Origin of the sequence: uncultured Oscillibacter sp., from assembly GCF_910579365.1 — a bacterium.
Taxonomy (GTDB): Bacteria; Bacillota; Clostridia; order Oscillospirales; family Oscillospiraceae; genus Oscillibacter.
In genome coordinates this window covers 48,663-62,263 of the sequence record NZ_CAJTUX010000010.1, presented here as the reverse complement: position 1 = coordinate 62,263, position 13,601 = coordinate 48,663, and the positions used below count along the sequence as shown (strand labels likewise).

At 58.2% G+C, this 13,601-nt stretch carries 13 protein-coding genes; 5 read left to right on the top strand and 8 right to left on the bottom strand.

Going from position 1 to position 13,601, the window contains the following annotated elements:
- The coding region (locus QZ329_RS04705; protein ID WP_295748874.1) for a 6-phosphofructokinase at positions 1–1,082 on the top strand (1,082 nt) is incomplete at its 5' end.
- Positions 1,083–1,326: 244 nt separating this feature from the next.
- On the opposite strand, the gene QZ329_RS04700 is transcribed toward QZ329_RS04705, so the two are convergent.
- From QZ329_RS04700 to QZ329_RS04690, 3 genes are all read right to left on the bottom strand, one after another.
- A complete protein-coding gene (locus QZ329_RS04700; protein ID WP_295748872.1) occupies positions 1,327–2,367 on the bottom strand; it encodes a hypothetical protein in 1,041 nt (346 codons plus the stop codon).
- On the bottom strand, positions 2,364–2,918 hold the full coding sequence (locus QZ329_RS04695) for a sigma-70 family RNA polymerase sigma factor (RefSeq protein WP_295748868.1): 555 nt from the start codon (positions 2,916–2,918) through the stop codon (positions 2,364–2,366). The genes QZ329_RS04700 and QZ329_RS04695 overlap by 4 nt, the downstream gene beginning before the upstream one ends.
- A gap of 174 nt (positions 2,919–3,092) precedes the next feature.
- The gene (locus QZ329_RS04690) at positions 3,093–3,863 is read right to left on the bottom strand and encodes a type III pantothenate kinase (protein ID WP_295748866.1); all 771 of its coding nucleotides are present in this window, start codon (positions 3,861–3,863) and stop codon (positions 3,093–3,095) included.
- Between the two features lie 150 nt (positions 3,864–4,013).
- Between QZ329_RS04690 and QZ329_RS04685 the strand changes: the two genes are divergently transcribed.
- Positions 4,014–4,544: a methylated-DNA--[protein]-cysteine S-methyltransferase gene (locus QZ329_RS04685; RefSeq protein ID WP_295748863.1), complete on the top strand. Its 531-nt coding sequence runs from the start codon at positions 4,014–4,016 to the stop codon at positions 4,542–4,544.
- 53 nt (positions 4,545–4,597) lie between these two features.
- Here the strand turns inward: QZ329_RS04685 and spoIVA are convergent, their stop codons facing one another.
- Positions 4,598–6,073, bottom strand: a complete 1,476-nt coding sequence (gene spoIVA / locus QZ329_RS04680) for a stage IV sporulation protein A (protein WP_295748859.1) — start codon at positions 6,071–6,073, stop codon at positions 4,598–4,600.
- 222 nt (positions 6,074–6,295) lie between these two features.
- On the opposite strand from spoIVA, the gene QZ329_RS04675 reads away from it, so the two are divergent.
- From QZ329_RS04675 to QZ329_RS04665, 3 genes are all read left to right on the top strand, one after another.
- Positions 6,296–7,180: a transporter substrate-binding domain-containing protein gene (locus tag QZ329_RS04675; protein WP_295748858.1), complete on the top strand. Its 885-nt coding sequence runs from the start codon at positions 6,296–6,298 to the stop codon at positions 7,178–7,180.
- Between the two features lie 81 nt (positions 7,181–7,261).
- Complete coding sequence (locus QZ329_RS04670; RefSeq protein WP_295748856.1) at positions 7,262–7,900, top strand: amino acid ABC transporter permease; 639 nt, start codon at positions 7,262–7,264, stop codon at positions 7,898–7,900.
- Positions 7,901–7,912: 12 nt separating this feature from the next.
- The gene (locus tag QZ329_RS04665; RefSeq protein WP_295748855.1) at positions 7,913–8,680 is read left to right on the top strand and encodes an amino acid ABC transporter ATP-binding protein; all 768 of its coding nucleotides are present in this window, start codon (positions 7,913–7,915) and stop codon (positions 8,678–8,680) included.
- 81 nt (positions 8,681–8,761) lie between these two features.
- On the opposite strand, the gene QZ329_RS04660 is transcribed toward QZ329_RS04665, so the two are convergent.
- The 4 genes from QZ329_RS04660 to pknB form a co-directional block, all read right to left on the bottom strand.
- Entirely contained in the window at positions 8,762–10,300 is a 1,539-nt protein-coding gene (locus tag QZ329_RS04660) for an SPOCS domain-containing protein (protein WP_295748852.1), read from the bottom strand.
- A 162-nt stretch (positions 10,301–10,462) separates the two neighbouring features.
- Positions 10,463–10,621, bottom strand: coding sequence for a hypothetical protein (locus tag QZ329_RS04655; RefSeq protein ID WP_295748849.1), 159 nt, complete (start codon positions 10,619–10,621; stop codon positions 10,463–10,465).
- 119 nt (positions 10,622–10,740) lie between these two features.
- Positions 10,741–11,622, bottom strand: coding sequence for a ribosome small subunit-dependent GTPase A (gene rsgA / locus QZ329_RS04650; protein ID WP_295748846.1), 882 nt, complete (start codon positions 11,620–11,622; stop codon positions 10,741–10,743).
- 1 nt (position 11,623) lies between these two features.
- Positions 11,624–13,591: a Stk1 family PASTA domain-containing Ser/Thr kinase gene (pknB, locus tag QZ329_RS04645; protein WP_295748843.1), complete on the bottom strand. Its 1,968-nt coding sequence runs from the start codon at positions 13,589–13,591 to the stop codon at positions 11,624–11,626.
- Positions 13,592–13,601: the final 10 nt, after the last annotated feature.

Sequence of the window (13,601 nt, the reverse complement as noted above, 5' to 3'; positions counted from 1 at the left end):
ACCGGCTGTTTGACATGGGCCAGGAGGACCCCGCCGAGCTGGAGCTGCTGAAATACACCCCTTCCTCCGCCCTGGGTTCCTGCCGCTATAAGATGAAGGACCCGGATGTGGACGATACCGATTATAAGCGTATTCTGGAGATTTTCAAGAAATATGACGTCCGCTATTTCTTCTACAACGGCGGCAACGACTCCATGGATACCTGCAACAAGATCAGCAAGTATATGCAGAAGGTGGGCTACGAGTGCCGCGTTATGGGCGTGCCCAAGACCATTGACAACGACCTCTTCGGCACGGACCACTGCCCCGGCTTCGCTTCTGCCGCCAAATATATCGCCACCTCCTGCATGGAGGTCTATCAGGATGCCCGGGTCTATGACACTGGCATGGTCTGCGTCATTGAAATCATGGGCCGCCACGCTGGCTGGCTGGCCGGCGCCGCCGCCTTGGCCACCGCTTACGGCGCGGGTCCTGATCTGGTGTACCTCCCCGAGGTGGACTTTGACATGGAGCAGTTCCTGAGCGACGTGGACCGCATTTATAAGGAGAAGGGCAACTGCATGGTAGCCGTCTCCGAGGGCATCCACTACGCCGACGGCTCCTTCGTCTCCGAGGCGAAGACCTCTGCCACCGACGGCTTCGGCCACGCTCAGCTGGGCGGTCTGGCCGCCATGCTGGCCGACGCCGTGAAACAGAAAACTGGTGCGAAGGTCCGGGGTATTGAGCTGAGCCTGCTCCAGCGCTGCGGCGCGCACCTGGCCTCTGAAACGGATATTGAGGAGTCCTTCATGTCCGGCAAAGCCGCCGTGGAAAACGCTGTGGCGGGCATCACCGACAAGATGGTGGGCTTTGAGCGTGCTTACGAGGGCGGACAGTATGTCTGCAAGACCAAGCTGCTGGGTCTGACCGATGTGGCCAACACCGAGAAGAAAGTGCCTCTGGAGTGGATCAACGCCGCTCACAACGGTGTGGAAAAGCCCTTCATCGACTACGTGCTGCCCCTGGTGCAAGGTGAGCCTAAGCTGCCCAAACAGGATTCCCTGCCCCGCTTTGCCAAACTCAAAAAGGTCCTGGCAAAGTAAATTCCAGACTTTTCTATAGAAGACGCCCCGTTCGTAAGAACGGGGCGCCAGCGTGTCAAAAAACGCAGAAGATTGGCGCAACGGGAAGGAAGAGAGTTACGAGAGGAACCCAGGAGGGGTTCCTTTCGTTTTCAATCAGAAGTTTTTCAAAACTTTTTTAAAGTTTTGAAAAACTTGCGCAGGCTGGCGAAAATACTTTTTCGACAGCCTGACGCCCCGTTCGTAAGAACGGGGCGCTTCTCATTTATTTCTCAATACCGGACCAGACCAGCCGCCATTGGCCGTCCTGATGGACCAATTCCAGTGTAAGATAGCAGTAGCTTTCCCCTTCCTCCAGGTTCAGCCGGTGCTTCACGGAAACCGTGGCGGAAGCGGGGTTCTGATCGTTGTCCGGAATATAATCCACAGAGGCAATGGTAACATATTCCCAGACATTCCGGTCATAAGCGCCCACGCTGGCGTTTTCCGCCAGCAGATCGGAGACGCCGGAGAGATCGTTGGACAGCAGTGCCGGAAACAGGCGGTCTACGGCCTTATAGAGGGAGGCCATCCACTCCGGCACAGCCATGTTCAGGGGGATAACCCGGAAGCTGGACACCATGTCCCTGAACCGCATACCCATTCCCTCCTCCGCCTCCAAAAAGTAGCGGGCGGTGAGGACAAAGGCCCCCCCCTGTCCATCGTCCACAAACCAGAGCTCGGCCTGTTCGGAGTTCCAGTCCGTACCCGCGCTGGCCCGCAGATAGGGGCATTTGGGCAAAGCGGAGCTTTCCTCCTCCTGGAAAACCATGGCATAACGGTTTCCCAAGGATTCCGCCGCCAACATGTTTGCTGCGTCGGGAGAGATGTTGGCAAGGTGGACAATATCCAGGCCGCATTCCGGGAAATTTTCCGGCAGAGGGTCTGTACTTCTAATACTGTAAAGCCCATCCGCTTCACGGATATTAAACTGCTCCTCGTTGACATAGATGAGGAAATCCACCGCTTTCTCCTGGGATTGCGGGGCATAGCTCAGCAGCCGAAGGGTCCCGATCTCACTGCCCTGCTCCGGCAAAACGAGCCGCTGGCCGTCGGGGTTCTGGGTTACCGGCGGGTCCGGTGTGGCGATGGCGGGCGGTTCTGTCCACGAAGGAAGTACACGCCCCAGTGCCAGCACCAGGGTCAGGCAGGCCGCGGCGGCCAAGCAATATCCGGGCCAGCGGCGCCTCCTCCGCCGCTCGCTACGGGCGATCAGCGCCGGCTCGGCGCTGCCGATGGCGAGAAACAGACGCTCCTGATCCTTCATAAGAGCTCCTCCTTTTCCAAATAAAGCCGCAGCTTCTCCCGGCTGCGAAACAGGCTGGTCCGCACAGTATTTTCCGGCATGCCGTATCGTTTGGCAATGTCCGCCATGGGCTCTGTGAACCAGCAGCGCCGCAGAAAGATGTTGCAGTCCCGCTCCGGCAGCGTGTGCAGGAAGCGGTTGACTGCTGCCTCCAGCTCTGCCGCCTCTACGGCTTGAAGGGTTCCGGCGGACGAAACGCATTCCGTCAGTTCATCTAAGACCAAGGGCAGCTCTCCCCCTCCCCGCTTCTGCGCATGGCTGGCTCTCCAGCGGGTAAAGGCCAGATTTCGTGTGATTTTTCCCAGAAACGGCGCCAGCAGGCTGGGCCGGTTCTCCGGCATGGCATTCCAGGCGTTGAGCCAGGTGTCGTTGACGCACTCCTCCGCGTCCCGGCCGTCCGATAAAATATTCCGGGCGATGGCCCGGCAGTAGCCGCCGTATTTCTCGCCGGTCCGCCGGATGGCCTCCGGATTCCGGGACCAGTATAGTTCTACAATGGCGTAGTCTTCCATAGTTTCTCCCCTTTCGTAGTTGGTGGAAGGACCTTCAATTGTATAGACGGGAAAACCGTGCAGGCGTTCCCGACAATTTATAAACACGGAAAAAACCGTCCGCCAACAGGCGGACGGCGCAATCCTCCGAACAGCGCAGGAAAATACGGTCAACTCCCATGGCCGTATCTGCATTCATCGGTTCTTCTGATAGATGGTCCAGAGCCCGTCCATCAAGAGGAACTTGTCATAGACAATGGAATTCCGGCAATAGCGCACGATCACCGGGGCGTTTCCCCCCGTGGCCACCACACTGACCTCCCGGCCCGGAAACTCGTCCCGGATGCGGTCGATGATGCCGTCCAGCATTCCGGCTGTGCCGTAGACAATGCCGGAGCGCATACAATCCTCGGTATTTTTCCCAATGAGGGACTTGGGATGCTGGAGCGAGATGTCCGGAAGCTGGGCTGCCCGGCGGCTCAGGGCCTCCAGAGAGACGTTGACTCCCGGCAGCAGCAGTCCCCCCTCATAGGTCCGGCCCTCGGAGATGACGCCAATGGTGGTGGCGGTGCCCATGTCAATAGTAATGATGGGAGGATTGAATTTCTCCAGAGCCGCCACGGCGTCGGCCACAATGTCCGCTCCCACCTGGGTTTGGACCGTCAGGCGGATATTCAGCCCGGTCTTCACGCCGGGGCCGACCACCATGGGAGGTTTGCCCAAAAGGCGGGTCAGGGCCTTTTCCATCATGAAGTTCAGAGGCGGCACCACGCTGCACAGGATGGCTCCGGTAACGTCTTTGTAGCTGAAATGATAGAGGGTGAACAGGTTCATCAGATCGATGCTGATCTGGTCGGCGGTCTTCCGGCTGTCCGTGTCCAGAGAAGCCAGAAAGCGGAGGGATTTGTCCTTGTCAAAGAGGCCGACGGAGGTATTGGAGTTGCCCACGTCAATGGCAAGCAGCATGGAAAGCGCTCCTTTCATTCCGGTTTTGTTGTATGCTCCTATAGTAGCACGAGCGGGACCGCCTTGCAAGAGCCGCTGAAAAAAGGGAGTTGCGGCAATACATATGTTCTGGTATAATCAAGTCATCCAAGAGAGAGGGCGGTGTCGTACATGACCTATCTGACAAAGCTGATCTCACCCCTGGGGCCCCTGTCTCTGGCCTCTGACGGAGAGAGTATTCTGGGTCTTTGGCTGGAGGGTCAGAAGTACTTCGCCTCCGGATTGGAGGCGGAGACCGCGGAACGGCCGGACCTGCCGGTCTTTGCCCAGGCGGAGGCGTGGCTGGACGCCTATTTTGAAAAGCGGGATCTCCCTCCCCTGCCGCCCCTGTCGCCCAGAGGGAGTGCATTCCGGCAGAAGGTGTGGGACCTGCTGCTGGAAATTCCCCTTGGGCAGACGGCCACCTACGGCACGCTGGCAGAAAAGCTGAAGGCCTCCGGAACGCGGGCCGCTCCCCAGGCAGTGGGCGGCGCGGTGGGGCACAATCCCATTTCCATCCTGATTCCCTGCCACCGGGTAGTGGGGGCGGACGGCAGCCTGACGGGCTACGCCGGAGGCGTGGAGAAGAAGCGGTTTCTGTTGGAGCTGGAGGGCGCGGACCTGGCGGGGCTGTACATGCCGAAAAGAGGAACGGCGCTGTGAGCAAATGGAAAGAGCGGCGGGCATCGGTTTTCCAATGCCTGCCGCTTTGCCATTTACAAAATGATGCAGATCAGTCCGCCGCTGCCCTCGTTGATGATGCGGGTCAGGGTCTCCTGGAGCTTCTTCCGGGCGTCGTCCGGCATTCTCTTCAGCTTGCCCTGGAGGTCGTCGCTGACCAGCTCGTGGAAGCTCCGGCCGAAGATGTTAGACTGCCAGATTTTGCTGGTGTCCCCCTCGAACTCCTGGAGAAGGTAGTTCACCATATCCTCCGACTGCTTCTCGTTCCCCACGATGGGCGAGACTGCTGTTTCGATATCCGCCCGAATCATGTGGATGCTGGGGGCGCTGGCTTTCAGCTTCACGCCGTAGCGGCCCCCCTGCTTCATGATTTCCGGCTCCTCCAGCTTCAGTTCCTCGATGCTGGGGACTACAATGCCATAGCCTGTTTCCCGGACGTCCCGCAGCGCTCCGGCTACCTTGTCGTATTCCGCCTTCACCGCCGCCAGACGCGTGAGGAGGCTCATCAGGTCCCCGTCATCCCCTACCTCGAACCCGGACTGCTCCGACAGGGTGTGGTAAAACAGCTCCCGTGGCAGGCTGAGGCTGGCCGCCGCCACGCCGGTCCCCAGGTCTATGGAGGTAATCTTGGCCTCACTGATGTTCTCACAGGCCCCTAAGGCGGCGATGACGCCGTCCACCTCCCGGATATGCTGGAGCTGAGAGGTACCCTGCCGGACTGCGTCATAGAGGCTGGCTTTGATGGGATGCTCCGTGGGCAGGGCGTCCACCCAAGGGGGCAAATACAGGTCCAGCTCCTGCATGGGGAACTCGTAAAGGACGGCCTTGAGGATGTCCGCCACGTCCTCCTCCCCCAAGTCCAGGCAGTTTACCGGGACGCAGTTCACCTTATAGCGGGAGGAGATGTCCCGGGCGACGGCCTTTGCCCGGTCGCTCTTGGGATCCACGGAGTTCAAAAGAACAATGAACGGTTTTCCCAGCTCCTGGAGCTCCCGAACCACCCGCTCCTCCGCCTCCAGATAGTCCTCCCGGGGAATGTCGGAGACTGTGCCGTCCGTGGTGATGACAATGCCGATGGTGGAGTGCTCCGAGATGACCTTCCGGGTGCCGATTTCCGCCGCCTCCGTCATGGGAATCTCGTGGTCGTACCAGGGGGTGGTCACCATCCGGGGCGCGTCGTCCTCAAACTGGCCGATGGCCCCCCGAACCATGTAACCCACACAGTCAATAAGCCGCACGGAGAAGGATGCGCCGTCAGGCAGCTGGATCTGCGCGGCCTCCTCCGGCACAAACTTGGGCTCGGCCGTCATGATGGTCCGGCCGGAGCCGCTTTGGGGCAGCTCATCTCGGGCCCGCTCTTTCCGGTATACATTTTCAATGTTGGGGATGACCTGGGTCTCCATGAAACGCTTGATGAAGGTGGACTTTCCGGTCCGCACCGGGCCCACCACGCCAATGTAGATATCTCCCGCCGTGCGTGTGGCGATATTCTGATAGATGGTTGTGTTCATAGTATCCCGTCCTTTTTCCGCTCCATATTCATGTTTCCACTCTATGACCGCTTGGGCAAAAGTATGACAGCCCGTCTCGTTTTAGAGAAAGCGCACAAGAAACCCCAGACATCAGGCGGGCCGTTTTGGTCGAATTCATGCTTTACAGAAATGCTTTAATATGGTAAACTGCTACCGTATTAAATGAACGGGCGCGCCTGTTCGAATTTGGAGGATGAAAACATGAAAAGAAACCGCAAGTTCTGGGCCCTTCTGCTGGCCCTTGTGATGGTATGGAGTCTGGCCGCCTGCGGCGGAAATTCCGGCGGCTCCAGCGACGGCGGAAACGACGCTCCGCCCGCCGGCGGCAGTGCGCCTGAAGCCGGAGGGGAGCAAAAAGACGCGGACAGCGACATCGCCTATGTCCAGGGCAAAGGCACCCTGGTGATCGGCATGACGGATTTTGCCCCCATGGATTATAAGGAAACCGGCAGCGACGAGTGGATTGGCTTTGATGCGGACATGGCCAAGGCCTTTGCCGAGTCTCTGGGCGTGAAGGCCGAGTTCCTGGAGCTGGCCGACTGGGACGCCAAGTCCATGGAGCTGGACACCAAGGCCATTGACGTGGTCTGGAACGGCATGACCCTCACCGACGATGTGAAGGCCCTGATGGGTACCTCCCATCCCTACTGCCTCAACGGCCAGGTGGTGGTGCTCAATAAGGCTGTGGCGGATCAGTATCAGACTGTGGAGAGCCTCAGTGATCTGACCTTTGCCGTGGAGAACGGCTCTGCCGGAGCGAAGCAGCTGGATGCTCTGAGCATCCCCTACACCGCCATGCAGAATCAGGCCGCCGCATTGATGGAAGTGGCCTCCGGCGCCTCCGACGCGGCTGTTATCGATCTTTTGATGGCCGGCGCCATGATTGGCGAGGGCACCAGCTATCCCGACCTGACCTATACCGTTCAGCTCAACGATGAGGAGTACGGCGTGGGCTTCCGCAAGGGGTCCGATTTGGTGGATACCTTCAATACCTGGTGGAAGGACATGTATGCGGAGGGCAAGGTCCTGGAAGTTGCCGAGACCTACGGCGTTCAGGAGGCCGTAAAGAGCGCGATCGAAGGCTGACCATAATCCGGATAGATGCAGGCAGAGGACCCTGGTTTTGGGGCCCTCTGCCCTTCCCGGTTTTTGAAAGGAGAACTCCCCATGTTGATACCCGTAACCATGAGCCTGCTGGAGGGAATGGTCACCACTTTGAAGCTCTTTTTCCTCACGCTGGTGTTTGCCCTGCCTCTGGGGCTGATCATCAGCTTTGGGTCCATGAGCCGTTTTGCTCCGCTGCGCTGGCTGGTGCAGACCATGGTTTGGATCATCCGGGGCTCCCCGCTGATGATTCAGATTCTGATTATTTTTTACGGCCCCGGCCTGTTGTTCGGACTCCCTCTTCTGCCCCGTTTCACGGCGGCGTTGGTGGCGTTTGTGGTCAACTATGCCTGCTATTTTTCCGAGATTTATCGGGGCGGCATTCAATCCGTTCCCCAGGGACAGTATGAGGCGGGGCAGGTTTTGGGCATGACCAAATCTCAGATTTTCTTCAAGGTCACGCTGCTCCAGGTGGTCAAGCGCATTGTCCCCCCTATGGGCAACGAGTTTATCACCCTGGTAAAGGACACATCTCTGGTTCGGGTCATCTCTGTTTACGAGCTGATTTGGATGGGCGAGACGTACATCAAAAAGGGCCTGATCTGGCCTTTGTTTTACACGGCGGTCTTCTATCTGGTGCTCAGCGGCATTTTAACCATCCTGCTGAACCAGTTTGAGAAGAAGTTGGATTATTTCAAGTAAGGAGGGTCCTGTATGTCGATTCTGGAAGTTCAACACATTGAAAAGCACTTTGGCGCTACGCAGGTCCTCAGCGATATCAGCTTCTCTCTGGACCAGGGGCAGGCGCTCTCCATCATTGGCTCCTCCGGCTCCGGCAAAACCACGCTGCTCCGCTGCCTGAACTTTCTGGAGCGGCCGGACCGCGGCTCCATTACCGTCAACGGCAGCCTGATTTTTGACGCATCCGATCCCAAGACGCAGATGGAGAGTGAAATTCGAACCAAGCGCCTCCATTTCGGACTCGTCTTCCAAAACTTCAACCTCTTCCCCCAGTACACGGCCCTTCAGAATGTCACCCTGGCCCGGGAGCTGCTGGCTAAAGAGCGGGGCGGCGAGAGCAAGGAGGCCATTGTGAAAGCGGGCCGGGAGCTGCTGGCCCAGATGGGCCTTGCCGACCGGGCGGAGCATTATCCCCACCAGCTCTCCGGAGGGCAGCAGCAGCGGGTGGCCATTGCCCGGGCGCTGGCTCTGCATCCGGATATTCTTTGCTTTGATGAGCCCACTTCCGCCTTGGACCCTGAGCTTACGGGAGAGGTGCTGCGGGTGATCCGTTCCCTGGCGGAACAGAAAACCACGATGATTATCGTGACCCACGAAATGGCGTTTGCCAGGGATGTGGCGGACCAAGTGATCTTTATGGACAGCGGCGTCATTGTGGAGCAGGGAGACCCCCGGGAGGTCATCGACCACCCGAAAGAGGAACGGACGCGGCAGTTCCTGTCCCGCTATGCAAACGACTGATTACCTCTCAGCCCGTTCCTCAGTTTGGCGGGATAACAGCATAAAGGAAGGACGCGGGAGAACTTCTCCCGCGCCCTTTTCTTACGCCCGTTTCCTGGGAATCAGCAGCATCTGATCCTGAGGAATCTGCTCCTCCCCCTCCAGCTGATTGGCGGAGAGAATCGCAGCAATGGTCGTATTGTATTTCTTGGCCAAATCCCAGGCGCTTTCCTGCCGGCCGATGCACCGCAGAACCAAAGATGGCGCGCCGCTCAAATCCTTGACGGTTTCCGTATCCAGCTTGGCGGCGGAAACGCATACCTTTTTCATACGGGACGCAGCTTCCACATGGAAGTCCACAGGAAAGCGGACCTCAATGCCCCGGTCCCCCAGCGTTCCCTGGACCTCACCGGCACAAACCGCTCTGGCGGTAATCCGGCAATCCTCCGGCAGCTCCAGCTGGCAGCCCGCATCTATGCTTCGCTCCGCCACCAGCGGAACGCCGCCCTCATCCAGATACATGGCCCGAACGGTTACGCTGGTCCGCAGAACCGCCATGCTTCCCTCCCGGCTGACGGAAACTGTACCGCAGGCGGCGGAAAGAGCCAAAATGGATTCCGCCACCACGCCGATCTCCAACACCTCCCGCAGAGTTTGACGGCGGCTCAGATTTTCGCAGAAGCTGGTGATGTTCAGCGGCGCAGCCTCATAGGTCAGATCATGGGCGGTGGAGTAAAGATCGCTGAGCAGCGTCAGCTCCTGTTCCTCCCGAAGCAGAGCTGTAGCGTGAAAATACAGCGTCACGGAAATCTGCCGGCCCTCCGGATCGTCGCCGTCGATTTGGAAATCCGTGCCGGTAAGCTGCAGCTGCAATCCGGCGGCGGAGCCCTCCACAGCGCCCTCCACTTCCATAATCTGAGAGAAAGGAAGCTCCGAGGTGACGGAACCGCACCCGCCGCTGTTGTCCCGGTAGAGCAGGCTGACGGAGAAAACACCCTTGAAAATCAGCTTGCTGCCCACGATCTTCGTCTCCGTCACGGTGCTGGAAACCTGGCTGGTCAGCAGCTCCGCAGCTCCGGCGCGGCCTGGGGAAAGGTTCATTTCCTCCGTAAAGGTAAAATCCTTTTCAGCTATGTGTGTCAAAAGGATTGCGTGCTGCTGCTCCTGCCGTTTTTCCACCTGGAGCCCGGAGTCTGCCTCCGTATCCATACAGAACTCCAACGGTTTGCGCTGATAGCCGGTAATGTGGCTGACCAACTTGCAGTGCGTAAATATTTTTCGGGGATTCAGCATACGGGCTTCCAAAAATTCCGTCTCCGTCTCTGCGGTCAAATGCTGGCAGCCTGGCAGGGCGTGTCCGTCGCTCTCCACGGTAAAAGGAATGGCGAACTCCAGCGTTCGGACACCGCTCTCACCGTCGGGCGTGTACAGCACCGTCACCCGTACCGTTCCGGAGAGCTCCGCTTTCCCGTCCCGCAGTTCCCGGCTGTGGAGATAAACCTTTCCGTCCGTCTCAATAATGCGGGCAATGTCGGGACAGTAATCCGGCACAATGGTCTCCGCAGTTTCCTCCTGTGTCAGAGTCAGGTCCCCTCCCGTCTCATATGTGTCCAGGGACACTCTTTTTAAATCCAGTTCCATGAAGAACCCTTCCTTTCCCGGCAGTTCATTGAATCCATGTCCTACTCTATGAACTGCCGGGAAAGGTTATGACTCACACCTTAAAGATTTTCCGCAGAATGCCCCGAAGCATTTTAGGGGATTTCCAGACCACGATATTCATATGACGCCTCCTCCCTGTTCTCAACGCCGGCAGCAGGCGCAGCCGCAGCCGATCAGCAGAAACGCGACCAGAAACATCAGCACTCCCACGGGAAACACTGCGGCGATTAAAATCCCCGCACCCAGAGCGACAGCGCAGATGCCCAGCAGGCGGCCGCCGCCTCCATTTCCACAACACATCGCGTCACGCCTCCTTTCCTTCTGTCTCAGTATATACAGCATTTAGGCGTCTGGTGCTAGAAAAGAAGGCCGGCCCGCGATAAAAAGGAACGCCGCTTCGGATACCGAAGCGGCGCTGGTTATTTTTTTCCCTGCCAATCCCGAAGGGGTTTCAGCTCTTCATAGAGGCGAAGATAGCTGGCATGCCGGCTCTTTTGAATTTCTCCCTGGCGAAGAGCTTCCAAAACGGCACAGCCCTTTTCGCGGGTATGGCTGCATCCCACAAAGCGGCAGCTTTCCAGGTAGGGAGCGAATTCCAGAAAGGTTTCCGGCAGGCGGCGCTTCAGCTCCAGGTCCAGCTCTTCAGCGTCAAAGGAAGAAAAACCGGGAGTATCCACTACCTCCGCCCCACAAGAGAGGCAGTGCAGTTCCACATGGCGCGTCGTGTGACGGCCTCTTCCCAAGGCGGTACTGACCTCGCCCACCTGTAAGTGAAAGTCGGGATCCAAGGCATTCAGAATGCTGGATTTTCCTACGCCGGAGTTCCCTGTAAAGGCAGAAAGCTTTCCGGAAATTAGGGCAGTCAGTTCCTCCATTCCCTCCCTGGTCTCCGCGCTGAGCCGCAGGGTCGGAAAGCCCGCGGCATGGTAAATCTCATAAAGCGCATCCGCCCGGTCCAGATCGCACTTATTCAGCGCCACAACCACCCGGCAGTCTTTCAGCGCGGCAATGGCGGCTACCCGGTCAATGAGGAAGGGGTCTGTTTTGGGAATGGCGGCGGAGGCAATCACCACCAATTGGTCAATGTTGGCCACGGCAGGCCGGGAGAAGGCGTTCCGGCGAGGCAAAATCTTCTCCACAAAGCCCTCACCGTTGCCCAACTCCCGGACCTCCACCTGGTCCCCTACCAGAGGGGAAATTCCCTCTTTTCGGAATTTCCCCCTGGCCCGGCAGGTCAGGATGGTCTCGCCATTATTCACGTAATAGAAGCCGCTGAGGGCTTTTTGAATGCGTCCCGTCATATCAGGTAAATTGGAACTCGTGGGTCTTGCTCTGGTCCAATACGCCGTCGAAATAGACCTTGACGGTCTTCGTACCTGAGCCGGTGAGCATGGCGTGGGCGGTGAGGTCAGCGCAGCTTACCCGCTCAGAGTATTGGGGATTCTCTTCATCTCCCACGTACACGTCCACCTGAACAGTGGTTCGGTCATCCTGAGGCAGTTCGATGCTCAGCTCTCTGGTCACGTTGGTGATGCCTTTGCTGACGCGGAATTTGATGGTGTCCCATTCCTTCACCTTGCTGGTTTCCTCCAGGCTTTGCCAGATGACGGTGTTCGGGTCCTGGTCGCTCTCCACATACTCAATATCCGCCTCCGTACAGGTCAAGTGCCAGGTGTCCACCAGCTCCCGGAGAACCTTGTCAATGGGCTGATCCACAAACCGGGGGACAACGACCTCCTTCTTCTCCGGTCCCTTGCTGACGATCAGTCGGATTATGTCGCCGTTTTTCAGCGGCTCCATCTCGGCGGGCTCACTGCGGATAATATAGCCCTCCGTGACACTGTCGTTGAACTCCATTTCCGCCTCGTCGGCGATGATTTCCAGATTATATTTTTCTTTCAGGCCCTTGAGAAGAACGTTGGCCTGCGCCACGGTTTTATTGGTAACGTCCAGCATTTCGCCGGTGTCTTCCCCGGCGCTGAGCCAGACCTCAATTTCCAAATTGTCACCCTTCTGGTGCCGTCCCTCCGTGGGATTCTGCTGGGCAATGGTGTCCACAGGGTAATCGCTGAACACGCTCCCCTTCTTCACCAACGTAAAGATATCCTTCACTTCCGCAAGCTCCTTGGCCTGTTCCAGCGTATAGCCCAGGAGGGAGGGCACCGTGTAGGTCTGGGGGGCCTCCGGCTGCTTCAGGGAGTCGGATACCATGCGGAACAGCACCACCGCCAATGCCAGTGCCAGAATGGTGGCGATACCCAGCAGGACTTTTACACCCGCGCCCCCGCTCCGGCGGGGAGGATCGTACTCGTCTTCATAGTCCCGGCGGCGTTCCCGGTTTTTGGGGGTCGGATGGAGTGTCTGATCATAAGTGCGGATGGGCTGCGTGGGTTCGGTGGGCTCCTCCGGACGGAGGTCCATCATAGTGAAATCCAGGTTGATATTGGGATTCTTCCGAAAGTCCTCCAGATCGGCAATCATGGCGTCGGCCGAGACATAGCGCCGGTTCAGATCCGGCGTCATGGCTTTCATGCAGATCAGCTCCAGCTGGGGAGGAATTTCCGGATTCAGCTCTCTGGGCGCCAAAGGCACGGCACTGAGGTGCTGAATGGCCACGGATACGGCGGAATCCCCCTCAAAGGGCAGCCGGCCGGTCAGCATTTCATACATGACAACTCCGGAGGAATAGATGTCGCTCCGGGCGTCGGTCCGTTCCCCTCTCGCCTGTTCCGGGGAGATATAGTGGACGGAGCCCAGGGCCTCCTGAGTTAGGGTCTGGGCGGAATTTTCCAGGCAGGCAATGCCGAAATCCGCCACCTTTACGCTGCCGTCCCGGAGCACCATCACGTTTTGCGGCTTGATGTCCCGGTGGACGATGCCACGGCTGTGAGCGTGGCTGAGTCCCCGCATGATCTGGGTGATAAAGTGCAGGGATTCCCGCCAGTTCAGCTGGCCCCGCTTTTCCATATACTGCTTCAGGGTGATGCCGTCGATGAGCTCCATGACGATATATTCCGTGTCCCCTCCCCGGCTGACATCGTAGACGGACACGATATTGGGGTGGGACAACTGGGCAACGGCCTGGGATTCCGCGTTAAAGCGGCGGCGGAAGTCCTCGTCCTGCGCCAAATCGCTTTTTAATATTTTGAGCGCGACAAGGCGGTTGAGCCGGTGGCATTTTGCCTTATAGACCACCGCCATGCCTCCGGTCCCGATGCGTTCCAGAATTTCATAGCGGTTGTCCAGCATTTTTCCAATGTATTGATCCATACAGCTCCTC

What these genes read in the sequence shown, in the direction of transcription:
- QZ329_RS04655 (WP_295748849.1), bottom strand. Translation starts at nt 10,621, where the DNA reads ATGTGTTGTGGAAATGGAGGCGGCGGCCGCCTGCTGGGCATCTGCGCT.
- QZ329_RS04665 (WP_295748855.1), top strand. Translation starts at nt 7,913, where the DNA reads ATGTCGATTCTGGAAGTTCAACACATTGAAAAGCACTTTGGCGCTACG.
- pknB (WP_295748843.1), bottom strand. Translation starts at nt 13,591, where the DNA reads ATGGATCAATACATTGGAAAAATGCTGGACAACCGCTATGAAATTCTG.
- QZ329_RS04675 (WP_295748858.1), top strand. Translation starts at nt 6,296, where the DNA reads ATGAAAAGAAACCGCAAGTTCTGGGCCCTTCTGCTGGCCCTTGTGATG.
- rsgA (WP_295748846.1), bottom strand. Translation starts at nt 11,622, where the DNA reads ATGACGGGACGCATTCAAAAAGCCCTCAGCGGCTTCTATTACGTGAAT.
- QZ329_RS04685 (WP_295748863.1), top strand. Translation starts at nt 4,014, where the DNA reads ATGACCTATCTGACAAAGCTGATCTCACCCCTGGGGCCCCTGTCTCTG.
- QZ329_RS04660 (WP_295748852.1), bottom strand. Translation starts at nt 10,300, where the DNA reads ATGGAACTGGATTTAAAAAGAGTGTCCCTGGACACATATGAGACGGGA.
- QZ329_RS04690 (WP_295748866.1), bottom strand. Translation starts at nt 3,863, where the DNA reads ATGCTGCTTGCCATTGACGTGGGCAACTCCAATACCTCCGTCGGCCTC.
- QZ329_RS04695 (WP_295748868.1), bottom strand. Translation starts at nt 2,918, where the DNA reads ATGGAAGACTACGCCATTGTAGAACTATACTGGTCCCGGAATCCGGAG.
- QZ329_RS04700 (WP_295748872.1), bottom strand. Translation starts at nt 2,367, where the DNA reads ATGAAGGATCAGGAGCGTCTGTTTCTCGCCATCGGCAGCGCCGAGCCG.
- QZ329_RS04670 (WP_295748856.1), top strand. Translation starts at nt 7,262, where the DNA reads ATGTTGATACCCGTAACCATGAGCCTGCTGGAGGGAATGGTCACCACT.
- spoIVA (WP_295748859.1), bottom strand. Translation starts at nt 6,073, where the DNA reads ATGAACACAACCATCTATCAGAATATCGCCACACGCACGGCGGGAGAT.